The organism is Bradyrhizobium sp. (assembly GCF_052389815.1).
Taxonomy (GTDB): domain Bacteria; phylum Pseudomonadota; class Alphaproteobacteria; order Rhizobiales; family Xanthobacteraceae; genus Bradyrhizobium.
The window spans coordinates 1-22,265 of record NZ_JBQTHN010000053.1 but is presented as its reverse complement, the minus strand read 5'-3'; the positions used below and the strand labels follow the sequence as shown (position 1 = coordinate 22,265).

Genomic DNA, 22,265 nt, shown 5'->3' with positions numbered 1-22,265 from the left:
AAAGGGAGGAATATCCGATGAAAATCGCATTCGCGACCCAGGACCTGAAGCGTGTCGACGCGCATTTCGGCTGGGCCAAGAACATCGCGATCTACGAAGTGGGTCCGGAAGGACACCGCTTTCTGGAGGCCGTCGAGTTCGACGGCGATCTCAAGGAAGACGGCAACGAGGACAAGCTCGCGCCCAAGATCGAGGCGATCAAGGATTGCGCCATCCTCTATGTCGCAGCGATCGGCGGATCCGGTGCTGCGCGGGTGGTGGCGAACAACATCCATCCCATGAAGGTCAATCAGCCGGAGGAGATCGACGATCTTCTGCTGAAGATCGAGGATGTCCTGAAGGGCACGCCGCCGCCCTGGCTGCGCAAGGCCCTGGCCAAAGGCCAGGAACGAACCCTCGATTTCGAAGAATAGGAATGACCATGAGCGACGTTGCTGCCGTGCTCGAACCAAGTCCTGCGCTGGAGAGCCCTTTCATCAAGGAGCTGATCAAGGTCTGGCGCGCCCAGGACACCCATGGCGCATGGGAGGGAAAGAGCGATCTCACGCTGATCGATCCCTATATCCTGGACAAGGCGGCCCGCCGTGCGCTGCCGATCGTCGGCGATCCAGATCCCGAAACCATCTGGCGGCTCGAGCTGTTTTACAACGCTGTGGCGCTGTCGATCGAGCGGGCGACCGGCGTCATGGTATCGCCGATGCTGAAGATGCATCATGAGGGCTTTGGCCGCATGGTGCTGATCGGCGGCCGGCTGATCGTCGTCAACAAACAGCTTCGCGACGTTCACCGCTTTGGCTTCGACAATTTGGACAAGCTGGCCGACGAAGGCACCAAATTCGTCAAGGCCGGCGTCGAAATGATCGAAAAATTTCCGGATGTAGCGAAATATTGAGGACTCCATGAGCGACGTGGAAACGCTGAAAGCCGAGATCAAGAAACTGTCCGCCAAGGCGATACAGGCGAAGATGAATCTGCACGATCTCTCCGAAGAGCTGCCGATCGGTTGGGACACCATCATGGCCGTCGCCCAGCGCGCGCATGATGCCTTCGCCGAGCTGGAACAGAAGCGCGCTGCCCTCAAGAACCTCGAAGCGGCCTAGATCAGCGAGCGGGCAGTATCATGTCGAACGCAACCCGCGATGGCCGCGACTGGAAGCCGGAATTCCTGCTCGCGATCGATGCCAAAAAATGCATCGGCTGCGGTCGCTGCTACAAGGTGTGCGGCCGCGAGGTGATGACGCTGAAGGGGCTGAACGAGGAAGGCGAGTATGTCGATCTCGATGACGACGAAGATGACGAGGTCGAGAAAAAGATCATGGTGATGAACGATGACGGCGCCTGCATCGGCTGCGGTGCCTGCGCCCGCGTCTGTCCGACGAATTGCCAGACCCATGGCGCGCCAACGGCATCCTGACGCGAGTGCGGCGATGGGGACGAGCGGCGCCGCATATCGCAGCGCCGGGTATTCATGAGCAAGATTGCCGTAGCAAAATTCCGTATCGGCCAGGTCATTCGCCACCGTCGGTACCCGGTTCGTGGCGTCGTATTCGACGTCGACCCGGAGTTCGACGAGAGCTGTCGATCCCATGAACTGATTCTGGTCGATGGCCGCGAATGCCGGAATCAGCCGTTCTACCATCTTTTCGCCGAAAACAATCGAACGCCGTTTGTCGCTTATTTCTCGGAGCAGGATCTGCTGGCCGACGCCTCGGACGAGCCGGTCCAGCATCCGCAAATCAAGGATATGTTCGAGTGGGACGACAACGGCTGCTACCGGCGGCGCTCGATGGTGAATTGAGCGCGTGCGCGGGGCGCATGCGCTATTCGATGCCCTGTTCGCGCGCCTTCCACATCGCGGCGATCCGGAATCGCTCGTTGATCGCGGCGGGACTGGCGAGAATTTCCGCTTCGGCTTCCTTGAAGGCGCGGTAAACGCTGTCCGCCTCTTCTTTTGTCAGCGTCACCCGTCCTGCCATATGCGTGGCGTCGGGAGCGGCCTTTCGGATGGCCGATCTATTGGGATGAAGCTTGACCTCGATCAGCTCGAAGGCCTCGAGTTCGCCGTTGAGGCAGATCGCCAGCCCGATCACTTCGAGTTTCCGGCCGTCGGTCGTGGTCTTGATGAGCGTCGGCATGATCAATCTGCCTCCTGAGTTGCGAGCCAGCTATAGCCGCCCTGGTCCCAGAGCTGTGCAAGCGCCTGGTCCGGCTTCCAGTCCGGAAATTGCTGTTTCACGGTCTCATAGTCCGCCTGGAAGCGTGCCGCATCCTCGCCTTGCAGGCGCGCGACTGACAAGTCCGCCTTGGAGCGGAGCACGAATGAGGTCCTGTCGTCGGACGCAAGGAGCTCGTATTGTTCGCCTTCCGAGATCAGGCTGACCGCTGCAGTATTTTCGCTCATGAGAAATTGCCTCCCGGCCGAATCACAAGCTTACGCGGCGATTGCCGGCGTATCCTCCGCCAGTCCCCATTCCGCCCAGGATCCGTCGTACACGGCCGCGGTGGTATGGCCGAGCAGATAAAGCCCGAGCGCAACGACGCAGGATGTGATGCCCGAGGCGCAGGTGGTCACGATCGGGCGTTGCAGGTCGATTCCTGCCGCGGCGAAGCGTGCCGCGAGTGCCGGCGGCGCGATGAATGCGCCAGACTCCGCGTCGATCAGATCGGCCCAGGGAATGTTGACGGCATTGGGAATGTGCCCGAGTTTTTTGAACGGAAAGACGTCCTCTTGTGTGCCATCGAACTTCGCCGGTCCGCGCGCGTCGATGACCTGCTCCGCGTTATCAGCCAGATTGGCTTTCATCTCGCCCAGGTTTCGGACCAGCGCCGGCTTGAGCGTTGCCGCGAAGGATTTCGGCTCCGGCCGAACCGGGGACATTTCCGTCGGCAGCTTCTCCTTGGTCCATTTGCCGAACCCGCCATCGAGCATGGCGACGTTATCGTGATCAAAGGCGCGAAACATCCACCACGCGCGGGCGGCCGCCGCGCCGCCGCACAGCCTGTCATAAACCACGACGCGATCCGCGTTGCCGATGCCCAGAAGGCCGGCCTTGATGCGGAAATCGGACGCCGAGGGAAGCATGTGAGGCAGCGGGTTGGACTTGTCGGCGAAGTGATCGATATCGAAATGCACGGAGCCCGGGAGGTGACGTCCGCGATACTGCGTCCGTCCGTCGAGGTTGGTAGAGACGTGATGCCAGGTACAGTCGAGGATTCGAATGTCTGGGTCGGCCAGATGCTCAGCCAGCCATTCGGTGCTTACCAGCGCTTCCGGATTTGCAAAGGTCATCGCTTCGATCTCCTTGTCGGAAAGCCGACAAAATTTGCCATGGAAACATCTCGGATGGATCGGGCGCGGCCTCTAAGCTGTGGGCATCGGGAATCCGTTACGCGGTCTCGTGTCGTAATATTCGGGCTTTTCCGGCCATCCGCCCTCGGGCTTGAACCTGAAAGTCGTGATCTTGACCGGCGCGGCTTGCGAGAACGAGACTTCGCTGAACTTGATCTCGCGGTCGCCGGGGCCCGCGGAAAAATCCGCGATCACGGTGCCGTCCGTCTTGCAGGCACGGGCAAATCCAGGCGTCCCGACATTGCTCGCGGCAACGGGATTTGCGGCAAAGACCGGGGTTTCGAGCTCATCGACCGGGGCTCCGAAGGCGGGCGAAGCAAAAGTGAATGTTGCCAGGGCGCCGGAGCGCTCGACCGGTTGGTCGGCGCTGACCGGTCGTGCGACCGAGTAGACGGTGAGCGTGGCGCCATCGAGCAACGCCTTGAGTTCATCGACGGATTTGCCCGCGAGTTCCGTTGTGACATTCATTTCAATCTCCATACATCGGCGTGTTGTCCTCGGAATTATCAAAATTTGTGCCAGTCGGCCGGCTTCGCCCAAACTTTGCGCGAATCTTGCAAGACCCGTCGGTGAGATCGCTGACGAGTGTTTCGTGATGAGCGAGGGTAAGATGGAATCGAGCTTCGCCTATGCGATTTGTGCCTTAAACGACATCCCGAGCCAGCAGGCGCGCGGTTTTCAGTTGATGATCGTCGGGGACGACGGCGCGATGCGGCCGTGGCCGATCTTTGTGGTGCGTTGGGGACGGCAGGTCTTCGGTTACGTCAACAAATGTCCGCATGACGGGGTCAATCTCGACTGGGAGCGCAATCAGTTCCTGGATCCGAACGGGCTGCGGCTGATGTGCGGCAAGCACGGCTCGCTGTTCGAACTCGGCACCGGTAGGTGCGTGGACGGCCCCTGCAAGGGGCAGTCTCTCAGGCCCGTGGCGTTGACGGTTATCGACGACGATATTTGCGTCACCGGCGTGACGCTGGTCGAGGACGACGTGGTTCTTCCCGACGACGATCAGGAAGGAGCGTGATCGCGACCTCGCGGTTCAGACCGGGCGGTTCTCGTTGCGGTTCTTGACCGGCTCCATCCGCGCCAGTCCCTCTTCGAGGCTGATGGCGTCGTAATTTTCAGCGAAGCCAATCGCGGCGTCGAGCAGATGATCGAGCTTGCCGGCGGTGTTGAGCTTCTTGACGTCGTTCTTGTCGATGCCCATCAGGTCCATCATTTCCTTCCAGACGGTCGATTCATCGCAGGGCAGAACGAAGTAGGTGATGCCGCGGAGCGTCACCCGGTATTTAGCCAACAGGTCGATGTTGTTGCAGAACATGAAATAGGTGCCGCCGGGGGCGAGCAGTCCGTCGAGGACTCCGGATACCGTCTCCAGATAGGCAAAGGAGTGCAGATAGCCGACCAGGATCGGGATGGTGCTTTCGCCTTCCTGCACGACGGTCAATACCTGCTCGATCGAAAAATCCGGCGGCCGCTTCTCGTCCGCGACCTGGGCCTGGAACTTGAGCGCGATGTCGCCGCGGAACCCAAATCGGCCCGGCTTGGTGGTAGGTCCCTTGAATACTGCGTTGAGGAGGCGTCCCTCCGTATCCAGCCGGCCAAGCGCGGTGCTCTCGATTGCCGGCGCGATCGTCTCAAGCGTGGTCATGAACATTCTCCGATGTCGTACAATCTGGCAGCGCATCGGCGCCGTCTATTCTCCCTATGCAATTTGTTTGCCGCCTCGCGCCTGGCGCGGAGAGTGCGGTGGTTACGGCAGGACGGGCATTTCATCCTCGCCAATACCGGCCCTGCGAAGGAGCGCCCTGTCGCAAACCCGACACTGGTCGCAAACGCAACAGGCGTGCGTCAAAAATATCAGCGTCATCAAGCAATTGTCGCATGGCATGAGACTTGCCAGTTCGTTGCCAGGCAATCCTGACAACGAGGGTCCTGCAATGATCAATTTAACTGACAGCGCGTTGAACGCGGTACGCAGTGCGATCTCGACGGCACCCGAGCCTGTCGATGGGTTGCGCATCATGGTGGAAGCAGGCGGCTGCGCGGGCCTCAAATACAATATGGGCCTCGTCAAGGAGGTGGACCCGGACGACACCGTGATCGAGCGCGATGGCGTGAAGGTGTTCGTGGACATGAAGAGCCACGAATTCCTGGCCGGCACTACCGTCGATTTCGTGGTCGCGCTCGAAGGGTCCGGTTTCACCTTCGATAATCCAAACGCCAAGTCGAGCTGCGGTTGCGGCAAGTCGTTCGGTTGAACGACAGGCCGACATTTGCTGGCACCAAGGGAAGGCGATCGAGATCATGCTGGTTGAACCCGATAATGTAATGCAATCGAGAACGGTTGAGACCGACCGCGCCGCGATCATCCGGGCGGTGATCGACGAGATACGTCCGAACCTGAAGCGCGACGGCGGTGACTGCGAATTGCTCGAAATCGACGGCAACAAGGTCATGGTCAGGCTCACCGGTGCCTGCATGTTCTGCAAGCTGAGCAGTGCGACGCTCGAAGGTATCCAGGCGAAGATCGTGGAAAGGCTCGGCGAGCTCGTGCGCCTGATCCCTGTTGCCGGAGCGCCGAAGGCGCGGCACTGAGTTTGATGCGGCGTTGAAAATCGAAAGAGGTGTCCGTGCGGCCGATTTACCTCGATAACAATGCGACGACGCGCACGGATCCTGCGGTCGTTGCGGCCATGTTGCCGTATTTCTCCGATCAGTTCGGTAACGCCTCGTCATCGCACGCGTTTGGCAGCGAGGTGGCGGGTGCCGTCAAGCAGGCGCGCAAGAGCCTGCAGGCGCTGCTCGGCGCCGCGTTCGACCAAGAGATCGTGTTTACCTCCGGCGGCACCGAATCCGACAATGCCGCCATTCTCTCGGCGCTCGACACACAGGACGGACGCGACGAGATCGTCACAACTTCGGTCGAGCACCCGGCCATCCTTTCGCTGCTGGAGCACCTCGAAAAGGACCGCGGCATCAGGGTGCATTTCGTTGGCGTGGATTCGCGCGGGCAGCTCGACATCGAAGCTTACCGGCGCGCGCTTGGGCCGCGCACGGCGATTGCCTCGGTGATGTGGGCGAATAATGAAACCGGGACACTGTTCCCGGTCGAGCCTCTCGCAGAACTGGCACACAGCATCGGGGCGCTGTTTCATACCGATGCGGTGCAGGCGGTCGGCAAGATCGCCATCAACCTGAAGACGACCGAGATCGACATGCTGTCGCTGTCGGGGCACAAGCTGCATGGGCCCAAGGGCATTGGCGCGCTCTATGTGCGCAAGGGCGTGAAGTTCAGTCCGTTCATTCGGGGTGGACCGCAGGAACGCCGGCGGCGCGGCGGTACGGAAAATGTGCCCGCAATCGTCGGGCTGGGCAAGGCAGCCGAGCTTGCGATGGGCCATATAGAAGAGGAATTGCCACGCGTGGAGGCCTTGCGCGACTGCCTGGAGCAGGGGATCCGCGACCATGTCGGCCATTGCATCGTAATCGGCGACACCGAGAACAGGTTACCGAACACCGCCAGCATTGCGTTCGAGCATCTCGAAGGCGAGGCGATCCTGCATCATTTGAACCGCGCCGGTATCGCGGCCTCGCTGGGTTCGGCCTGCGCATCGGGATCGATGGAGCCGTCGCATGTGCTGCGCGCGATGAATGTGCCGGCCGCGGCGCTCCGGGGCGCTATTCGCTTTTCGTTGTCGCGCGAGAATACGGTCGAAGAAATCGACCGGCTGCTGCAGGCGCTGCCGGAAATTATCGTCAAGCTGAGAGGGCTGTCGCCTGCGTGGCAGCAGCGCCAGGGTGCTCCGCTGGCCGATCCACCCTGTCCCACGGAGTTGGCGCTATGAAGATCATGATCCGTCGCTCGCCGGAAGCCGGCCTGTCGATCTATGTGCCGAAAAAGGATCTCGAGGAGCCGATCGTCGAGTCCGAACACGAAACGCTATGGGGCGGCTGGATCCGCATCGCCAATGGCTGGACGCTCGATTTGCCGGAAATGGCGGCCGACACCACGCTTCCGATCACCGTTAATGCGCGCAAGCGTGGCGACAGCGACAGCGAGTAGGTCCGATGAACGCGCCGGTACCGCAGATCGATTTTATGAAACCCGCCGACGCCGAGGCCGCGCTCGCCGATGTGGCCGCGCGGCTGCGGGCCGGGACGATCGTGCCTTATCTGGGCCCCGGCCTTACCGAGCTCTCGAAGCCGGCGGTTCCGATGAGCCCGGAGGCGCTCGCTGTATTCTTCGGTACCAAGGTCGCTCTTCCAAGGCGCGCAAAGGGAAATGCCTGGGCCGCGGCCCAGCATATTGAAAGCAACAAGCATCGCTCCACCGTCACCGCCTTGATGGCGGAAGCGTTTGCAGTGCCGGTCGAGCCGACCGCGCTGCATCGCTATCTCGCCTCGCTGCGCCTGCCGATGATTGTCGATGCCTGGTACGACGGCGCCATGCGCGCGGCGCTCGGTGCACGAAAGGATTGGGGCGAAGTCCAGGGCATCACCCGCGCCGGAATAGGCGAGGACCGCTGGTATCGCTTTTACGATGCGGACGGCGCGGAAGTGAATCGCGGCGCGGCCGACGCGTGGACCACGCTGCTTTACAAGCCTCACGGCAGCATCGCGCCGGCGAAGAACTTTTTGATCTCCGACGCCGACTATGTCGAGGTTTTGACCGAGATCGACATTCAAACTCCGATTCCGGATGTCGTGAAGGATCGGCGCGCCGAACGAAGTTTTGTATTCATCGGCTGCCGTTTCAACGACCAGCTATTGCGGACCTATGCGCGGCAAGTCACCAAGCGTTCATCCGCGCTGCACTATGCGATTGTCGAGCCCGAGACGCTTTCCAGGAATGAACTGCGGTTCCTGGTCGGCCAGGGCCTGATCCCGATCGCCGTTCCGCTGCCGCGCGTCACCGAAATTCTCGCCGCCGGCTGAATCGTGCGAGGCCGCATGATCCCGTTGCGGGATCTCGCGCGTCCGCGCGCGCTGCTTGCGGAAATTCCAATCTGTAACGTTTCCAACATAGCTTCCAATCATTCGTCGCCGCATGTTGGTAATGCGACAGCCTGCGACCCAATCATAACTCGTTGATATACCGCAAAATTGTCGTCGGTCTGGCGATGGCACGCCAGTTGCTAATCGTTCCCTGGAACTTCTTGAACTGGGGCCAGGAGCGAAAAATGGACATGCAGGCGCTAGCACAGCACGAAGCTACCACGGCCGGACAAGTCGTGAATGTCGAAGAAGTCATGCAGGCGGTCGCCGAGCACAAGGGCTGCGGTACCTCGGGCGGTAGCGGCAAGGCGAGTTGTGGTTCGGCGGCGGGCCAGGGCGATCTCCCGACCGAGATCTGGGAGAAGGTCAAGAATCATCCCTGCTACAGCGAGGAGGCGCACCATCACTATGCCCGCATGCATGTCGCCGTCGCGCCGGCCTGCAACATCCAGTGCAATTACTGCAATCGCAAATATGACTGCGCCAACGAATCCCGTCCTGGCGTGGTCAGCGAGAAGCTGACGCCGGAACAGGCTGCCAAGAAGGTCCTCGCCGTCGCCTCGACCATTCCGCAGATGACCGTGCTCGGGATCGCCGGCCCCGGCGATCCGCTCGCCAATCCTGAAAAGACGTTCAAGACGTTCGAACTCATCGCCAAGACCGCGCCGGATATCAAGCTCTGCCTGTCGACCAACGGGCTGGCACTACCGGACCACGTCGACACCATCGCCGGCTTCAACGTCGACCACGTCACGATCACCATCAACATGGTAGATCCCGAGATCGGCGCGAAGATCTATCCCTGGGTATTCTGGAAGCACAAGCGCTACACCGGCGTCGAGGCGGCTAAGCTCTTGACCGATCGTCAGCTCCAGGGGCTGGAAATGCTGACCGAGCGCGGCATCCTGTGCAAGGTCAACTCGGTCATGATCCCCGGGATCAACGACAAGCATCTGGTCGAAGTCAACAAGGCCGTAAAGTCGCGCGGCGCATTCCTGCACAACATCATGCCGCTGATCTCCGCGCCCGAGCACGGCACGGTATTCGGCCTGACCGGCCAGCGCGGCCCCACGGCGCAGGAGCTCAAGGCGCTGCAGGATTCCTGCGAAGGCGAAATGAACATGATGCGTCACTGCCGGCAGTGCCGCGCCGACGCGGTCGGCCTGTTGGGCGAAGACCGCAGCGCCGAGTTTACCACCGACAAGATCATGGCGATGGAGGTGAACTACGACCTCGATACACGCAAGGCCTATCAGGCCCAGGTCGAGGAAGAGCGCGTCGCCAAGGTGGCGGCGAAGCAGGAGGAACTGGAGACGCTAGCGGGCGAGATGAGCGACATCAAGCTCCTGGTCGCCGTGGCCACCAAGGGCTCGGGCCTGATCAACGAGCACTTCGGCCACGCCAAGGAATTTCAGGTCTATGAGCTTTCCACGGCGGGTGCAAAATTCGTCGGTCATCGTCGCGTCGATCTCTACTGCCAGGGTGGCTATGGCGATGAAGACAGTCTGGAAACCGTGATTCGCGCCATCAACGACTGCCATGCGGTGTTCGTGGCCAAGATCGGCGGCTGCCCCAAGGCCGACTTGCTCAAGGCCGGCATCGAACCGGTCGATCAGTTCGCCCACGAGTTCATCGAGAAGTCGGCGATCGGCTGGTTCAAGACCTACCTCGACAAGGTCAAGAGCGGCGAGATCGAGCATGTCGAGCGCGGTGACGCCGAAATCCGCCAGGGCGCGCTGATCACCGCGGCCTGAATTCACGAAACCCGGAAGCCGCTTAGGAGCAATCGATGGCGCTGAAGATCATTGCCTCACAATGCACGAGCTGTTCGGCATGTGAGCCGGAGTGTCCCAATGTCGCGATCTCCGAGAAGAACGGGACCTTCGTGATCGACCCGAAGAAATGCACCGAATGCATCGGTCATTTCGATTCGCCGCAATGCACGGCGGTATGCCCGGTCGATGATACCTGCGTCATCGACAATTCCGTTCCGCGCTATCAGGCGCGGGCCTGAGGAGGTATCGATGAATTTCACCATCACACCGGCGGCTGAGCGATTTATCCGCCTCATGATCCGCGCCGATGGCAATGCTGCCAGTGGCTTCCGGCTCGCCGTCAGCCCGGGCGGCTGCTCGGGTCTTGCGGCCGACATCAGCGTCCGCGGCGAGCCGGCGCCCGGCGAAGCCGTCGTCGAGCGCAACGGCATCAGGCTGTTCCTGCCGGCGGAGAGCCGCATCCTGCTCGAAGGCGTCACTATCGACTTCGCCGACACAGCTGCGCAGACCGGGTTGGTATTCCGCGATCCCAAGCAGGTTTCCTGCGCAAGCCATTAGGTCGAAGGGATTCAACAGGAGCGGAGGACAAGCCATGATTGCATTTGCGGACCGGCACGAGCCGCAATCGGTCGTGGATGCCACGGTGCTTGCCGACGCGCTGCTCGGTGGCGGCCTTCCGCCCGAGGCCGAATTTCACCTGTGGGAGGCGGGGCTTTCCTACCATCTGGACGAAGTTGCGGAGCGACATCTGCAGGAGGCGCAGGCGCTCGCTCCCGATCACGCGGCCGTGCTGATCGGGCTCTACCGGTTTTATTTCTACAAGGGGCGGCACGCCGACGCGCTCGTGGTCGCGAATCTGTGCCTCGATAAGGCGGCACGCGAGAACAGCCTCGCCGCAGATTGGCGCAACGTTGCAGCCAGCGATGCCGAGTTCGGCCGCTACGAAAATATCCTGCCGCGGTTCTACCTCTTTACCCTGAAGGGCTACGCCTATCTGCAGATGCGGCTCGGCAATCTCGACGAAGGCCGCGCGGCATTGTCCAAGCTGCTGGAGCTCGATCCGAGCGACAAGATCGGCGCCAGGGTTCTGCTCGAGGTTCTTCAGCGCATGGGGCAGGACGATGACGCCTGACATCGACGAAGCCCTGGATTGGCAGGGTAACGAGATCGATTGCGGCTCCTGCGTTCATCAGGAACTCAGGAGTGCCGGCCGCTGCCGCCTGAAACACGCCTGTGTGCTCGATCGCTATGCGCGGCGCATCGACCGGTTCTTCGACTGGAATCCGGAACTGGCCAATTCCTGTATCGGCCATCCGCATTTCGAGGTGCGAGCAATTGCCGCCAAGCACGCCAGCGTCTTCCTGTTGTCGCCGCTGCTCGACGATCCCGAGGAAACGGTACGCTGGAATGCCGCGCGGCGGCTGCCGAAACGGCTGGTGCTGCGATTGCGCTTCGACCCTCATCGCGAGGTAAGGATACGCGTTGCCACGCTGCTCGACGATGCCGAACTCGTGCCGATGATGAACGATTCGGATTATTATGTCCGGCTCGTCGTCGCCAAGCGTATCGCGCCGTCACTGCTGGCGAGCCTGATCGACGACGAAGAAGTCGAGGTCCGCCGCGTCGTGGCGCGTCGCATTCCGCGTGACTGGCTGCTGCGAGTGGCCGGCGATCCGGACGGCCTGGTGCGGCTGGAGGTCGCGCAGCGGCTGGCGCCCGAACTGCTTTCCCAGCTTCGCTACGATCCCGATTGGCGCGTGCGCTACGAAGTCGCCAGCCGGGTAGTAGTTGGAGAAATCGCAGAGCTGACCACCGACAGCGACGGCTTCGTCCAGGAGATGGCGCGCTCACGCTTGGGTGGCTGGCGGGAATTGTCACGGGATATTCCGCTATGAGCAACATTTCGCGCGACAGCGACGTCGTGGAGATCACCGCGCCGCCGTATTTCACCTTCGGCGAAAAGGTGAGGGCGAAGCGTACCATTCGCAACGACGGCACCTATGCCGGCAAGGAAATCGGCGAGGTGCTCGCCAAGAAGGGCGAAGAGGGTTACGTGGTCAGCATCGGCACCTTCCTGCAGCAGTTCTACATCTACGGCGTCGAATTTATGGAAAGCGGCAACCGCGTCGGCATGAAGCGGAAAGAGCTGGATTCGGTCGTTTCCCGGGACGAGATGGCGGATCTCCCGCTGCCGGAGGAGGCTGGCGCATGATTGAGCCGAGGCTTCCGAAATTTCAATGGGGCCAGCGGGTCAAGGCTCTGATCGACCTGCGCAACGATGGATCGTTTCCCGATGCCGCGGCCGAGGCGCTGCTCGTCAAGATCGGCGACACCGGCGAGATCGTTCAGGTCGGGACGCATACCGAGGCGAACATGCCTGTCTATCTCGTCGAATTCGGCGAGCGGCTTGTGGTCGGATGTCTCGAGGAAGAGATCATTCCGCTCTAGAGGGAGAGGTTCGATGCAATCGGCTGTCTTGATGACCGCGGTCCGGCCGTTCGCTCACCCGAACGATCTCGACCGCAAGCGGATCGAGCGCGCACTCAAGGCGCGCAAGCGATATCGATACGTCACGCCCAGTGTGGCGACTACGATCGGCGGCTATCGTATCGAAAGCCCCTGCTGTTCGAGAAACATCGATCGCGACGGCGGAGTCGTCGATGTGGCCCTGTTGCTGCACGATCCCGAAGGCGCGAGATGGCAACTGTTCCGAAAGGACCATGGCAGGGGCTTGTGGCAGCTCGACAGCACCCATGAGCGGCTGCCTGCGGCGCTGGAGCGGTTAAATGCCGATCCGGAGCGGACCTTCTGGCAATGAAGCTGCGAAGAGCAGTTCTGCAATCCTCGAACCCGGGGCGACGAATATGGCGCTAGGCGCGGACGAGTTGATGGAGATCGAAAAAATGCTCTCGGCTGCCGGGAGCGGCGAGGGCGTGGTCACGGAATTGCGCCAGCGGTTTCCGCGTCTGTCGTGGACGCCGTGCGATGCCGCCGACATGACCGACGAGCCGTTCCGGACGTATGCCGGGTTCGAGATCCATCTTCTCGATCGCAGCGATCATTGCGTGCAGATCACGACCGATCCGGCGCGGGCGACCGGTATCGTCGTGGCGACCCGGAGCGCAGCCTGATGAGCGCTCCCGTTCTGGTGCACGACGCCGATGCGAGCGATCACGGTATTGCCGACGACGTCGACAATTCCTTCATCCCGTTGTCCGACCCCGATATTACGCTTGCCGAGATCGAGGCGGTCGATGCGGCCATGCGGTCGCCGAAACTTTCCAGCGGTCCGACGGTGGAGGCGTTCGAGGCCGCCTTTGCCGCCTATGTCGGCCGCAAATATGCGGTCGCGGTGCCCAGCGGCACGCTGGGACTGTTGTTTGCACTGAGGTCTTGTGGCATCGGTCCGGGCCAGGAAGTGGTCGCATCACCCTATTCGTTCCGCGAAACGACCCACGCCATCGCCATCACGGGCGCCCGGCCGGCATTCGCCGATATCGACTACTGGGCCGGAACGCTGGCGCCGGAGAAGGTGGAGTCGCGGATCACGGCCAATACGCGCGCCATCGTCGCCAGCAACAACAATGGGCATCCGGCGCCGTGGTCGGAGTTGCGCGAGATAGCGCGAAAGCACGATCTGGTGCTGATCGAGGATTCCACCGAAGCTATCGGCTCGAAATACAAGGGGCAGCTGGTCGGCTCGTTCGGCGATGCTGCGGTGTTCGATTTCTCGCAGCCCTCGGCGCTGACCTGCGGCGAAGGCGGCATGGTGGTGACCGACGACGTCGATATCGCCGTCGCTGTGCGGCGGCACCGGTCGCACCGGCTGGAGGAGCGGGCCTCCGTCGTCGTCAGCTCGACACCGGCATTTCAGGCCAGCATGAGCAATATCGCGGCGGCGCTGGGCCTGGCGCAGTTGACGCGGCTGGATGAAATTCTGGAACGGCGGCGCCTGACCGAACATCTCTACCTGAAATACGTGCAGTCCTTCGAGGGGATCAAGCCGCCCTATGTCGGGCCCGATGTGACAGAGGTGAACTGGTTTCTCTATCTCGTCCATCTCGGCACGCGATTTGCGCGCTCCAGCCGCGACGCCATCGTGGAGGACCTGAAGGTCGAGCAAGTGGAAGCTGCGGCATACTGCAATCCGTTGCATCTGCAGCGGCACTATTTCGACCTCGGTTATCGCCGGGGCGACTATTTCGTCACCGAGAAGGTGGCGGATCGCGCGGTGGCACTGCCGTTCCATACCCACCTGACCGAGGACCAGATCTCCTTCATCGTCGAGACGATGAAGGAAGCGTCGATCAATGTCGGAGCCGGCGCGGCGATCTACTAGCGCTGTTGAGTTGGATCACATTCTACGTCGAGCAAATGAGGGAGAGTTGAAATGTCGACAGTGACTGTCATGCCATCGGGAAAAACGATCGAAGTCGCGGAGGGAACGACGCTGCTGGCGGCACTTCTCGGTGCTGAAATGGAGATACAGCACAAGTGTGAGGGCAAGGCGAAATGCGGTTCCTGCCATATCTTCGTGCAGGAAGGCCGCAAGGGCCTGTCGAAGATCGCCCGCGAGGAAAACGAGCGGCTCGACGCCATCGTCGGCGTTGGCTCGAAATCGCGCCTGGCGTGCCAGTCCGTCGTGCTCGGCACCGAGAACATCAGGATCGAATTGTTGGGCTTCGGCTCGGGCGCCTAGAATCGATGGAGGGAATCGTGGAATCCGACAAAGTCATTATTCATCTGCGCTTCGCGCCCAACGGCACGGTGGTCGAGATCGGCGAACGGCCGGCGGGCTTGAGCCCGCAGCAATGGTTCGATCGCCTGAGCGACAAATACGGCAACGCCTATCAGGTGTTCTCTGGCGGCCGCGGCGTGTTTCGGCTGACCCGGGCCGAAGTCGATGTGTTCAAAGCCGAAGTGACGCCGAGCGCTGCGTGAAGGTGACGGCGCACATGGACGTCTTCGCCATTTGCGACGCCGGAAGTATCGAGAAGGGCGATGCCAAGGCGTTCAGCCTGTCTCGTATCAACGAGGCCGGCGAGAGCAGGCCATTCCCGATCGTCGTGGTCCGTACCCATGCCAACGATTATTTCGGCTATGTCAATGTCTGCCCGCACGGCGGCACCTGGCTGAATATCGGTGACGGGGAATTCTTCAGCCGGGACAGGGCCTTTCTCAGATGCGGCAGACACGGCGCGCTTTTCGAGATCGACAGCGGCCTGTGCATCGAGGGGGACTGCAAGGAAAAGAGCCTGGAACCGATAGCGCTTGCTGTCGTCGATGGCGACGTCTGCGTGTGCGGCATAGCGCTGGCGGAAGACGAGGGGCCCGATCCATTCCGCGACCTCGACGATACCATGGAAATCATGATCCATCCGGACTGAAGCGGCGAGCGACGGAGAAGCGAACAGATGGCGGACGAGACAGTTCAGGAATGCCGTTTCTTTGTGTCATACAGCGGCGTGAGGCTGCCGTTCAACCTGGTGAACGCAATTACCGAAGAGGCACTGTCGAATCGCAATACCTTCATCCGCGCCTATTTCGATAGCGCGGGCACGCTGACGGGGTTCGACAAGCTGGTCTATGGCGAAGTGGAACTCTCCCATCGCTACCGATATCACGGCAACGGCCGGCTGGGCCGCGCCGAAATCGTGATGCTGGGCGAGGAGCGCACGACGCTAGTCTTTAATGAAGCGGGGATGCAGGTGTCGGGCCCATGATATCGCGCCGGCGCAATCGATAGGGCAGAACATGACAGTCGCTCAACTGATCGAGGCGCTCTCGAAAATGCCGATTGAGGCCGTCGTGCTGATGGATAGCGGCGGCGGTTTGTCCCGTGTCAATGCGCTTGACTTCTTTGAGGACCAAGGTCCGGGGGCGCCGGCCGAGGTGATCCTGTTGCCGAGCCTGGATGAATAGCCTCGTGGTGCGGACAATTTGGAGAATGAGCAATGTCTGATGTCGGGGTGCAAGCGTCGATGTTTGAGCGGATCGGTGGAGCCGTCGTCGTCGACCGGCTGGTGGAAGCATTTTACCGTCGGATGGACGAACTGCCGGAAGCGAAGGCGATTCGAATCATGCACGGCGACGATCTCGGCCCGATCAAGAGCGTCCTCAAGCGCTATCTCTCGGAATGGACCGGCGGCCCAAAGCTTTATTCCCCGGAAAATGGCCATCCCCGTTTGCGCCAGCGCCATATGGGATTCAGCATCGGCAACGCGGAGCGCGATACCTGGCTGCTCTGCATGCGTGGCGCGCTCGACGAGACGGTCGCCGATGCGGCTGCCCGGCAGGATATCGATGCCGCGCTGACAAAACTCGCGGACTGGATGCGCAACCAGGCCGGCAACCCCCACGATGCCGGTCACGGCCGTCCCTGATAGAAGCGTTGCACGTTGCTATAACGGCGTGCCGAAGAAATCTTCGTCGTTACCGCCCCAGGCCCTGTGCAGCGCCAGCGCGTTGTGCCATTTCTGGGCCTCGGTTTCGTTGGCGCTACGATGGTCGATCTTGCCACCGGGATTGTCGGCAAGGAGGTATTGCTTGCCGTTGCGAATGAAACGCGTGAGATCCTTCATGTCCGTCGGGCGCACGACGCATCGCGGTGCGTCGTCGACTAGGATGGTGGTTGGAAGCATCTTCGCACCCCGGCTTGCGCGTCAATCCATGGGCGGGCCGAGGTCGTCGCCGCCGGCGGACTTCTTCTTTTTCTTCTTGTCGACCTTGGCCTGCGCGTAGGCTCCGGAATTCTTCAGGAGGATCGGAGGCTGGCCCTCGACATATTGCGAGACCCAGAACAAGGTGCGCTCCAGCGCCTTGTCGGCAGCTTCCTGGTTGTGGTCGCCGCGCTCATCGCAATTGAAGCCGTGGACGGCGCCGGGGTAGGAGAACGCGCTGACGTCGGGGCGAAAGGCGCGGAACTGCACGACCGCTTCAGGCGGGATATTCTTGTCGTCTTCGGCAAAGTGCAGCAGCGTCGGTACCTTGCGTTTCTCGCCGTAGTCATCGACGATTCCGCCGCCGTAGTAGCCGACGGCGCAGGCGACGCCATTCACGCGGTTGGCAGCCGCATAGGCGAGGTATCCGCCCCAATCGTAGCCGACGACGGCCACTTTGCCTGCTTCCTTGACCGAATCGACGGCGGCCTGAATTTCGGCGAGCGCGCGGTCGCGACCGACTTCCTTGACGAGATGCAGTCCTTCTGACACGCCCGCCTCGTCATAGCCGAGGCCGACGTCGGCCTTCACGGGGTCGAACAGCGATGGTGCGATCGCGACATAGCCCTTCGCCGCGAACATGTCCGCCATCTTCCGGATATGCGGGTTGACGCCAAAGATCTCCTGCACGACGACGACGGCGCCCTTGGGCGCGCCGTCGGGATCCGCGCGGTAGGCGGAAAGCTTTTGTCCGTCGCCTGTCGTCAGCTCGATCATGGCATTCTCCAATTCAGATCAGGCCCAGTTCCAGTTGCACTTCTTCCGACATTCGGGACTTGTCCCAAGGCGGGTCGAAGACGAGATTGACGGTCACCTCGCCGACGCCATCGACGGTGCCGACGGCCTTCTGCACCGAGCTCAGCATTTCGCCGGCAACCGGACAGCCGGGCGCCGTGAGTGTCATGTCGATTTCGACGAGACCAGGATCCTTGGGTTCTATCCGGTAGATGAGGCCGAGGTCGTAAACATTGACCGGGATCTCGGGGTCAAACACCGTCCGCAGCGCCGCGATGATGTCATCGGTCAAAGCCGTGGGGGCCTGCGCGAGCGGCTTCTGTCCACTTGCGGCGGTTGTCATCTTCGTGACCACGACATCGATCGTGCGATCGTCGACCTCGGTCATGTGCATGTAACCTTCTCGCTGTCGCGTGGCGCATGTCGGATGTCCGACGTCGACATCGACAGGACGGCCTTTTGGCCGTCATATACAAACTGGTGCAAGCACGATGCCACCACGGGCCGGGGCTCAGGCAATTCCCTCGGCCAGCGCCGCGACGACCGGCCATCCGACCGCACCCGCGGGGTCCAGTCGCCGCAACGCCTCGAGCATTTGTTGAGCCTGGCGCTGGTCGTCCTGCCGAAGGTGGATGAAGGCCAGCGCCTTCAGGGTATAGAGCGCAAAGCGGCCGGCGCCTTCGGCCAAAACGGCCTGCTTCGGCCAGCGCCGCCAATCGAACTCCCATCCCGCCTGGCGTGCCGCTTCCTTCAGGCCATTCTCCGCCGCCGCTTGCGCCTCATCGAGTCGACCTTGATAGGTGTGGATCTTGTAGAGGCAAAAATAGATCGGCAGTTCAGTGGGCGCGGCCGCGAGCGCCTGGCGAAACAGCCGCTCCGCTAGCGGCCGGTCATGACGATAGGCGGCGACACCTTGCTGGAGCAAGTCGTCGATGTCGTCGGGGAGGTCGCCGAAATTGATGGTCTCGCGCTCGAAAAACAATTCGGCCATGGTGCCCACGGTCACTTGACGAGATGGAGCGTCCGCCCCGCCTGCACAGGCAAAGCCCGTTCGCGAACCGCGAGCGCCTTGACGACGGCCCTGCCGATCGTGCCCACCCGAGCGTCTATTCGCGTAGCGCTGGCGTGGCGACCGCGCGGATCGATTTCCAGCAACTTGGCGCCTGCCGGAACCGCCATCCCGTCGCGGACCACGCCGCGCAAGATGCCGTCGAACGGTGCACGCACCGGCGTATTGCCGAGATGGCCGACCACGAAATCCCGGAACACCCGTGTCCCGATCTCGATAGCCGTATGCCATCGGCCATCGACCTGCGCGCGCACGAAACGTTGCCCCGAATCGCCGCCGAGCAGGCTCGGCAAGCCATTCGCCGCCTCGGTGGCGCCGTGTTGGATGATGCGTCCCGCCTTTCCGGGGCTGGTCTCGACCGCGATGTCGCAATTCACTCCACAGGCAAAGCCCGGGCCCAGGCCGATCGTGGACCTCGCAAGTCTGCGCAGATCAGGTTTGGCAAGATATTTCTGCATCCTTGCGTCCACGAGAAGGTCGAGCTTCAGGATCGGGATCAGATCCAGCAGCCCTAACTCGGTGATGAGGACAGAGCCGGATCGTCCGAACCGGGTGCGAATTTCAAGGTTGCTATCGGCACGCTCGGCGATGACGCCGTCAATGGCGATCTCGTCGCCGAACAGCGCATCGTGGAATGCCATCCTCCGCCTGATCACCGGCAGATGCGGATCATGTGACAGCACGACACCATAGCCGCGACGGTGAAGTTGCACCGCAACGGACGAAGCAATCTCATTGGTGCCGAGGATCACGGCGCATCGAAAGGATGCGCTTCGCTGGCTCGTTTGTCCCGGCTCGTTCATCGATGCTCCCTCAGCTTCAACTCCGCTAAGCAAAACTCGGACCGTGGCCAATACGGGCGGAAATGCACGGGGATTTCGGGCGGGTGTCATGTCTGCGACCGGACCGTCGCCTCGGAGCGTCGTGCTACGAACAGGGCGGTCGTTGCTTGTCGGAAATCGAACATTGCAGCGCGCGTGAAGATTGGAAGAATTCAAAACAGATTCAACGCAATGATAAAGCGGATGCGGTCCGAAGGCGTGTTGGTTTGGACTTTGCATGGAGGTGAGACGCGACACCAGGAGCGAACGCGATGGCGATGACCGGACCTGAAATCGAGGACCTCATCAGACAGGCCTTTCCGGAGGCGCAGGTCACCGTGGTCGATCTCGCAGGAGACGGCGATCATTTCGGGGCCCGGATTACTTCAGGTGCCTTTGTCGGGAAGAGCCGGATACAGCAGCACCAGATGGTCTATGCGGCGCTGAAGGACCAGATTGGCGGAGCGCTGCACGCGCTGGCGCTCGAAACCGTGGTGCCGAAATGAGCCGACGAACTTCTGCATCGCGCAGCCTCGATCCCATCCAACATTCAAGGAAGAGCGTATGAAGACCTCAACAGCCGAGCGTATCAAGGACATCATAGCGAGCGGCGACGTCGTTCTGTTCATGAAGGGCGTCCCCGCCGCGCCGCAGTGCGGGTTCTCCGCCGCTGTGGTCCAGATTCTCACTTCGCTTGCGGTTCCCTACAAGAGCGTGGACGTGCTCGCCGACATGGAGGTTCGTGAAGGCATCAAGGCGTTCTCGAACTGGCCGACCATTCCGCAACTCTACGTCAAGGGAGAATTCCTTGGCGGATCCGACATCGTCCGCGAGATGTTTCAGGCCGGCGAGCTGGCGGCGCTTTTGAGCGACAAGGGCATCAGGGCGGCGGCGACATGACGATCATCGAGACTGATGCCGGGGACACTGGCTTCGATCTTCCCCAGGTCTACAAGCGTCACGTGTTCGCCTGCCATACGCAACGCCCGTCGAGCCATCCGCGCGGCAGTTGCGGCGCCGCCGGTGCGCAGCCCTTGTGGGATCGGCTCGGTAAGGCGATCGAGACGCAGCGATTGACCGATGTCGGCTTCACCGCGTCCGGATGTCTCGGGTTTTGCAATGCCGGGCCGCTGATGGTGGTCTATCCGGAGGGCGTCTGGTATCGCCCGGCTGCGCCGGAGGATATCGACGAAATCGTCGAGCAGCATCTCAAGCAGGGCAAGCGGGTGGACCGCATCGTCATGGTCCTTACCCGCCGCTGAGTTTACCGGATTGAGGCGCGGGACTCGTCGTGCCATGCCTCAAATCCGCCGTCGAGGCTACAAACCTCGGCGAAGCCGAAGTCGGAGAAGATCTGCGCATACTCGCGGCTGGCGTTGCCGTGATAGCAATAAATCAGAACCGGTCTCGTTCTTGCGGTAACGGCAAGCACGTCGGACAGGTTGGCATGCGAAACATGCAGCGCCGCCTCGACATGCGCGGCGTCAAAGGACGAGCGATCACGAACGTCGAGCACGAGCGCGCCATTGCGGCGGCGCTCGTCGAACTCGCTGACGCCGATCCGCCTGAACGGCGTGCGCGGTTTCATGGTTCGCCGGGAACCGAGAATGTAACCATCGCCACGGCGTTGCCGTCAGAGAACGCTGAGCTGGATCAGTGGCGAGGCGCCGCCGCGACCGAGGATGGTGTCTACCTTCTTGCGCACAGCCTCCAGCGTCAGCGGCTTGACCAGCGCTCCATGGGCGCCGGCTTTCAATCCGTCCACCGCGGTCGCCTCGTCGGGCTTCGCGCAGACGATGAGGACGCGGACGCCGGGAAATTTTTCCGTCAGCTCGCCGATCAGGCCAGTTCCCCGCTGCTTCAGGAACGTAACCCCGAGCAGGACGACATGCGGCTTCAACCAGCCGACGCCCTTTTCATAGGCCTCTTCCGGGGTCGTCAGTTCGTGGGTCTCGATCTCGTCATGCAGCATGAATTGCAACGCGGCGCGGGTGATCTCGTCGTCGTCGATCACGAATACGCGCCGCTGATCCACCGCTTTCGCCGTCTCAACTCCGATCTGCATGTTGCTCTCCTTGCCAAGTATCGCGTGTCGCATCGGACAAGCGGTCTTCGCTGGGACTAGCAAATTCCGTTCCGTGACCTGTTGCAGGATCGGCGGCGCAGACGGCAAGGCAAAACAGCAATGCTGCGAAGCGAGCCCGCGGCCTCATTCCGTGTCTTGTTTCGGACAGATCGGCTGCGGCTGTCAGGTTCGGTACAGCTCGCGCGACTTGTGCCGCGCTCCGATTTCAGAAGCCGAATCATCGGCTTATTCGCAGGGAATGAAATGGCACGCGGGTTGCTAATAACAACTCGCAACAACGAGTGAGGGCTGAGGGCACGCAGACGTTCGACGAGCGATGCTCTCCTTCCCGTAACCCGTGTGCCGTTTCTGTAGGAACAGTCTCGCGCAAGACGCGCGGGTTCATTGGCAATGGTTCATGGAGAGCAACATGTCTTCACTGCGACAAATCGCGTTTTACGGCAAGGGAGGTATCGGCAAGTCGACCACCTCCCAGAACACCCTGGCTGCGCTGGCCGAGATGGGTCACAAGATCCTGATCGTCGGCTGCGACCCCAAGGCGGATTCCACCCGCCTGATCCTGCACGCCAAGGCGCAGGACACGATTCTGAGCCTTGCCGCTGCCGCCGGCAGCGTCGAAGACCTCGAAATCGAAGAGGTCATGAAGGTCGGCTATCGCGACATCCGCTGCGTCGAATCCGGCGGTCCGGAGCCGGGCGTCGGCTGTGCTGGTC

43 protein-coding genes are annotated in these 22,265 nt (G+C 61.6%); 31 read left to right on the top strand and 12 right to left on the bottom strand.

Annotated elements, in window-relative coordinates; all coding sequences use genetic code 11:
* Positions 1 to 17 precede the first annotated feature (17 nt).
* Genes nifX through hspQ form a run of 5 tightly spaced genes read left to right on the top strand, consistent with a single transcriptional unit; the run spans position 18 to position 1,798 of the window.
* Positions 18 to 413: a nitrogen fixation protein NifX gene (nifX, locus tag ACT4OC_RS09845; protein WP_444838784.1), complete on the top strand. Its 396-nt coding sequence runs from the start codon at positions 18 to 20 to the stop codon at positions 411 to 413.
* Positions 414 to 421: 8 nt separating this feature from the next.
* On the top strand, positions 422 to 892 hold the full coding sequence (locus ACT4OC_RS09840) for a NifX-associated nitrogen fixation protein (RefSeq protein ID WP_444838783.1): 471 nt from the start codon (positions 422 to 424) through the stop codon (positions 890 to 892).
* 7 nt (positions 893 to 899) lie between these two features.
* On the top strand, positions 900 to 1,100 hold the full coding sequence (locus ACT4OC_RS09835; RefSeq protein WP_444838782.1) for a CCE_0567 family metalloprotein: 201 nt from the start codon (positions 900 to 902) through the stop codon (positions 1,098 to 1,100).
* Positions 1,101 to 1,120: 20 nt separating this feature from the next.
* Positions 1,121 to 1,414 carry a ferredoxin III, nif-specific gene (gene fdxB, locus ACT4OC_RS09830; protein WP_444838781.1) on the top strand — a complete coding sequence of 98 codons (294 nt, stop codon included), beginning with the start codon at positions 1,121 to 1,123 and terminating at the stop codon, positions 1,412 to 1,414.
* Positions 1,415 to 1,468: 54 nt separating this feature from the next.
* Positions 1,469 to 1,798: a heat shock protein HspQ gene (gene hspQ / locus ACT4OC_RS09825; protein ID WP_444838780.1), complete on the top strand. Its 330-nt coding sequence runs from the start codon at positions 1,469 to 1,471 to the stop codon at positions 1,796 to 1,798.
* 22 nt (positions 1,799 to 1,820) lie between these two features.
* On the opposite strand, the gene ACT4OC_RS09820 is transcribed toward hspQ, so the two are convergent.
* The 4 genes from ACT4OC_RS09820 to ACT4OC_RS09805 all read right to left on the bottom strand — a co-directional run bounded on the left by ACT4OC_RS09820 (position 1,821) and on the right by ACT4OC_RS09805 (position 3,817).
* On the bottom strand, positions 1,821 to 2,138 hold the full coding sequence (locus tag ACT4OC_RS09820) for a hypothetical protein (RefSeq protein ID WP_444838793.1): 318 nt from the start codon (positions 2,136 to 2,138) through the stop codon (positions 1,821 to 1,823).
* Complete coding sequence (locus ACT4OC_RS09815; protein WP_444838779.1) at positions 2,138 to 2,401, bottom strand: hypothetical protein; 264 nt, start codon at positions 2,399 to 2,401, stop codon at positions 2,138 to 2,140. The genes ACT4OC_RS09820 and ACT4OC_RS09815 overlap by 1 nt, the downstream gene beginning before the upstream one ends.
* Positions 2,402 to 2,431: 30 nt before the next feature.
* Entirely contained in the window at positions 2,432 to 3,289 is an 858-nt protein-coding gene (locus ACT4OC_RS09810) for a sulfurtransferase (protein WP_444838778.1), read from the bottom strand.
* A gap of 72 nt (positions 3,290 to 3,361) precedes the next feature.
* Positions 3,362 to 3,817, bottom strand: a complete 456-nt coding sequence (locus tag ACT4OC_RS09805) for a hypothetical protein (RefSeq protein ID WP_444838777.1) — start codon at positions 3,815 to 3,817, stop codon at positions 3,362 to 3,364.
* A 142-nt stretch (positions 3,818 to 3,959) separates the two neighbouring features.
* Here ACT4OC_RS09805 and ACT4OC_RS09800 point away from each other — a divergent pair, with 142 nt between their 5' ends.
* Positions 3,960 to 4,373 (top strand): Rieske (2Fe-2S) protein, encoded by a 414-nt coding sequence (locus tag ACT4OC_RS09800; RefSeq protein WP_444838776.1) that lies wholly within the window; start codon positions 3,960 to 3,962, stop codon positions 4,371 to 4,373.
* Between the two features lie 15 nt (positions 4,374 to 4,388).
* On the opposite strand, the gene ACT4OC_RS09795 is transcribed toward ACT4OC_RS09800, so the two are convergent.
* The gene (locus ACT4OC_RS09795) at positions 4,389 to 5,000 is read right to left on the bottom strand and encodes a hypothetical protein (RefSeq protein ID WP_444838775.1); all 612 of its coding nucleotides are present in this window, start codon (positions 4,998 to 5,000) and stop codon (positions 4,389 to 4,391) included.
* A gap of 289 nt (positions 5,001 to 5,289) precedes the next feature.
* On the opposite strand from ACT4OC_RS09795, the gene ACT4OC_RS09790 reads away from it, so the two are divergent.
* The 21 genes from ACT4OC_RS09790 to ACT4OC_RS09690 all read left to right on the top strand — a co-directional run bounded on the left by ACT4OC_RS09790 (position 5,290) and on the right by ACT4OC_RS09690 (position 16,505).
* On the top strand, positions 5,290 to 5,610 hold the full coding sequence (locus tag ACT4OC_RS09790; RefSeq protein ID WP_444838774.1) for an iron-sulfur cluster assembly accessory protein: 321 nt from the start codon (positions 5,290 to 5,292) through the stop codon (positions 5,608 to 5,610).
* A gap of 70 nt (positions 5,611 to 5,680) precedes the next feature.
* Positions 5,681 to 5,947 (top strand): NifU family protein, encoded by a 267-nt coding sequence (locus ACT4OC_RS09785; protein WP_444838773.1) that lies wholly within the window; start codon positions 5,681 to 5,683, stop codon positions 5,945 to 5,947.
* Between the two features lie 35 nt (positions 5,948 to 5,982).
* On the top strand, positions 5,983 to 7,197 hold the full coding sequence (nifS, locus tag ACT4OC_RS09780; protein ID WP_444838772.1) for a cysteine desulfurase NifS: 1,215 nt from the start codon (positions 5,983 to 5,985) through the stop codon (positions 7,195 to 7,197).
* Complete coding sequence (gene nifT, locus ACT4OC_RS09775) at positions 7,194 to 7,415, top strand: putative nitrogen fixation protein NifT (protein ID WP_444838771.1); 222 nt, start codon at positions 7,194 to 7,196, stop codon at positions 7,413 to 7,415. The genes nifS and nifT overlap by 4 nt, the downstream gene beginning before the upstream one ends.
* Positions 7,416 to 7,420: 5 nt before the next feature.
* Positions 7,421 to 8,287 (top strand): SIR2 family NAD-dependent protein deacylase, encoded by an 867-nt coding sequence (locus ACT4OC_RS09770; RefSeq protein WP_444838770.1) that lies wholly within the window; start codon positions 7,421 to 7,423, stop codon positions 8,285 to 8,287.
* Between the two features lie 251 nt (positions 8,288 to 8,538).
* A complete protein-coding gene (gene nifB / locus ACT4OC_RS09765) occupies positions 8,539 to 10,101 on the top strand; it encodes a nitrogenase cofactor biosynthesis protein NifB (RefSeq protein ID WP_444838792.1) in 1,563 nt (520 codons plus the stop codon).
* 35 nt (positions 10,102 to 10,136) lie between these two features.
* Complete coding sequence (locus tag ACT4OC_RS09760; protein ID WP_444838769.1) at positions 10,137 to 10,361, top strand: YfhL family 4Fe-4S dicluster ferredoxin; 225 nt, start codon at positions 10,137 to 10,139, stop codon at positions 10,359 to 10,361.
* Positions 10,362 to 10,371: 10 nt separating this feature from the next.
* On the top strand, positions 10,372 to 10,680 hold the full coding sequence (locus tag ACT4OC_RS09755) for a HesB/IscA family protein (RefSeq protein WP_444838768.1): 309 nt from the start codon (positions 10,372 to 10,374) through the stop codon (positions 10,678 to 10,680).
* Between the two features lie 34 nt (positions 10,681 to 10,714).
* Positions 10,715 to 11,254 carry a hypothetical protein gene (locus ACT4OC_RS09750; protein WP_444838767.1) on the top strand — a complete coding sequence of 180 codons (540 nt, stop codon included), beginning with the start codon at positions 10,715 to 10,717 and terminating at the stop codon, positions 11,252 to 11,254.
* Positions 11,244 to 12,017, top strand: a complete 774-nt coding sequence (locus tag ACT4OC_RS09745; protein ID WP_444838766.1) for a 4Fe4S-binding leucine-rich repeat protein — start codon at positions 11,244 to 11,246, stop codon at positions 12,015 to 12,017. Before ACT4OC_RS09750 ends, ACT4OC_RS09745 begins: the two co-directional genes overlap by 11 nt.
* Complete coding sequence (locus ACT4OC_RS09740) at positions 12,014 to 12,334, top strand: nitrogen fixation protein NifZ (protein ID WP_444838765.1); 321 nt, start codon at positions 12,014 to 12,016, stop codon at positions 12,332 to 12,334. The genes ACT4OC_RS09745 and ACT4OC_RS09740 overlap by 4 nt, the downstream gene beginning before the upstream one ends.
* Positions 12,331 to 12,570: a nitrogen fixation protein NifZ gene (locus ACT4OC_RS09735; protein WP_444838764.1), complete on the top strand. Its 240-nt coding sequence runs from the start codon at positions 12,331 to 12,333 to the stop codon at positions 12,568 to 12,570. The genes ACT4OC_RS09740 and ACT4OC_RS09735 overlap by 4 nt, the downstream gene beginning before the upstream one ends.
* A 13-nt stretch (positions 12,571 to 12,583) precedes the next feature.
* Positions 12,584 to 12,940, top strand: a complete 357-nt coding sequence (locus ACT4OC_RS09730; RefSeq protein WP_444838763.1) for a DUF3024 domain-containing protein — start codon at positions 12,584 to 12,586, stop codon at positions 12,938 to 12,940.
* Positions 12,941 to 12,986: 46 nt separating this feature from the next.
* Entirely contained in the window at positions 12,987 to 13,253 is a 267-nt protein-coding gene (locus tag ACT4OC_RS09725; protein WP_444838762.1) for a hypothetical protein, read from the top strand.
* Positions 13,253 to 14,461 carry a DegT/DnrJ/EryC1/StrS family aminotransferase gene (locus ACT4OC_RS09720; RefSeq protein ID WP_444838761.1) on the top strand — a complete coding sequence of 403 codons (1,209 nt, stop codon included), beginning with the start codon at positions 13,253 to 13,255 and terminating at the stop codon, positions 14,459 to 14,461. The genes ACT4OC_RS09725 and ACT4OC_RS09720 overlap by 1 nt, the downstream gene beginning before the upstream one ends.
* A gap of 51 nt (positions 14,462 to 14,512) precedes the next feature.
* The gene (locus ACT4OC_RS09715; protein ID WP_444838760.1) at positions 14,513 to 14,821 is read left to right on the top strand and encodes a 2Fe-2S iron-sulfur cluster-binding protein; all 309 of its coding nucleotides are present in this window, start codon (positions 14,513 to 14,515) and stop codon (positions 14,819 to 14,821) included.
* Positions 14,822 to 14,838: 17 nt separating this feature from the next.
* The gene (locus ACT4OC_RS09710; RefSeq protein WP_444838759.1) at positions 14,839 to 15,063 is read left to right on the top strand and encodes a hypothetical protein; all 225 of its coding nucleotides are present in this window, start codon (positions 14,839 to 14,841) and stop codon (positions 15,061 to 15,063) included.
* Positions 15,064 to 15,077: 14 nt separating this feature from the next.
* Positions 15,078 to 15,509 carry a Rieske (2Fe-2S) protein gene (locus ACT4OC_RS09705; protein WP_444838791.1) on the top strand — a complete coding sequence of 144 codons (432 nt, stop codon included), beginning with the start codon at positions 15,078 to 15,080 and terminating at the stop codon, positions 15,507 to 15,509.
* 27 nt (positions 15,510 to 15,536) lie between these two features.
* Positions 15,537 to 15,845, top strand: a complete 309-nt coding sequence (locus ACT4OC_RS09700; RefSeq protein ID WP_444838758.1) for a DUF6156 family protein — start codon at positions 15,537 to 15,539, stop codon at positions 15,843 to 15,845.
* Between the two features lie 31 nt (positions 15,846 to 15,876).
* Positions 15,877 to 16,044 carry a hypothetical protein gene (locus ACT4OC_RS09695; protein WP_444838757.1) on the top strand — a complete coding sequence of 56 codons (168 nt, stop codon included), beginning with the start codon at positions 15,877 to 15,879 and terminating at the stop codon, positions 16,042 to 16,044.
* Between the two features lie 32 nt (positions 16,045 to 16,076).
* Positions 16,077 to 16,505, top strand: coding sequence for a group II truncated hemoglobin (locus ACT4OC_RS09690; protein ID WP_444838756.1), 429 nt, complete (start codon positions 16,077 to 16,079; stop codon positions 16,503 to 16,505).
* An 18-nt stretch (positions 16,506 to 16,523) separates the two neighbouring features.
* On the opposite strand, the gene ACT4OC_RS09685 is transcribed toward ACT4OC_RS09690, so the two are convergent.
* The 5 genes from ACT4OC_RS09685 to ACT4OC_RS09665 all read right to left on the bottom strand — a co-directional run bounded on the left by ACT4OC_RS09685 (position 16,524) and on the right by ACT4OC_RS09665 (position 19,448).
* Entirely contained in the window at positions 16,524 to 16,763 is a 240-nt protein-coding gene (locus ACT4OC_RS09685) for a hypothetical protein (RefSeq protein ID WP_444838755.1), read from the bottom strand.
* 21 nt (positions 16,764 to 16,784) lie between these two features.
* Positions 16,785 to 17,558 carry a dienelactone hydrolase family protein gene (locus ACT4OC_RS09680; protein WP_444838754.1) on the bottom strand — a complete coding sequence of 258 codons (774 nt, stop codon included), beginning with the start codon at positions 17,556 to 17,558 and terminating at the stop codon, positions 16,785 to 16,787.
* Between the two features lie 13 nt (positions 17,559 to 17,571).
* Complete coding sequence (locus tag ACT4OC_RS09675) at positions 17,572 to 17,919, bottom strand: DUF59 domain-containing protein (protein ID WP_444838790.1); 348 nt, start codon at positions 17,917 to 17,919, stop codon at positions 17,572 to 17,574.
* A 168-nt stretch (positions 17,920 to 18,087) separates the two neighbouring features.
* Positions 18,088 to 18,567, bottom strand: coding sequence for a hypothetical protein (locus ACT4OC_RS09670; RefSeq protein WP_444838789.1), 480 nt, complete (start codon positions 18,565 to 18,567; stop codon positions 18,088 to 18,090).
* Between the two features lie 11 nt (positions 18,568 to 18,578).
* A complete protein-coding gene (locus ACT4OC_RS09665; protein ID WP_444838753.1) occupies positions 18,579 to 19,448 on the bottom strand; it encodes a xanthine dehydrogenase in 870 nt (289 codons plus the stop codon).
* Between the two features lie 290 nt (positions 19,449 to 19,738).
* Here ACT4OC_RS09665 and ACT4OC_RS09660 point away from each other — a divergent pair, with 290 nt between their 5' ends.
* Genes ACT4OC_RS09660 through ACT4OC_RS09650 form a run of 3 tightly spaced genes read left to right on the top strand, consistent with a single transcriptional unit; the run spans position 19,739 to position 20,728 of the window.
* Complete coding sequence (locus tag ACT4OC_RS09660) at positions 19,739 to 19,972, top strand: BolA family protein (RefSeq protein ID WP_444838752.1); 234 nt, start codon at positions 19,739 to 19,741, stop codon at positions 19,970 to 19,972.
* Between the two features lie 58 nt (positions 19,973 to 20,030).
* On the top strand, positions 20,031 to 20,366 hold the full coding sequence (gene grxD, locus ACT4OC_RS09655; protein ID WP_444838751.1) for a Grx4 family monothiol glutaredoxin: 336 nt from the start codon (positions 20,031 to 20,033) through the stop codon (positions 20,364 to 20,366).
* Positions 20,363 to 20,728 carry a (2Fe-2S) ferredoxin domain-containing protein gene (locus ACT4OC_RS09650; protein WP_444838750.1) on the top strand — a complete coding sequence of 122 codons (366 nt, stop codon included), beginning with the start codon at positions 20,363 to 20,365 and terminating at the stop codon, positions 20,726 to 20,728. Before grxD ends, ACT4OC_RS09650 begins: the two co-directional genes overlap by 4 nt.
* 2 nt (positions 20,729 to 20,730) lie before the next feature.
* Here ACT4OC_RS09650 and ACT4OC_RS09645 read toward each other — a convergent pair whose 3' ends face one another.
* Both ACT4OC_RS09645 and ACT4OC_RS09640 read right to left on the bottom strand, forming a co-directional pair.
* Positions 20,731 to 21,054, bottom strand: coding sequence for a thiosulfate sulfurtransferase GlpE (locus ACT4OC_RS09645; RefSeq protein WP_444838749.1), 324 nt, complete (start codon positions 21,052 to 21,054; stop codon positions 20,731 to 20,733).
* Between the two features lie 45 nt (positions 21,055 to 21,099).
* Complete coding sequence (locus ACT4OC_RS09640) at positions 21,100 to 21,531, bottom strand: response regulator (protein WP_444838748.1); 432 nt, start codon at positions 21,529 to 21,531, stop codon at positions 21,100 to 21,102.
* 430 nt (positions 21,532 to 21,961) lie between these two features.
* On the opposite strand from ACT4OC_RS09640, the gene ACT4OC_RS09635 reads away from it, so the two are divergent.
* A partial coding sequence (locus ACT4OC_RS09635; RefSeq protein ID WP_444838747.1) for an AAA family ATPase occupies positions 21,962 to 22,265 on the top strand: 304 nt, incomplete at its 3' end.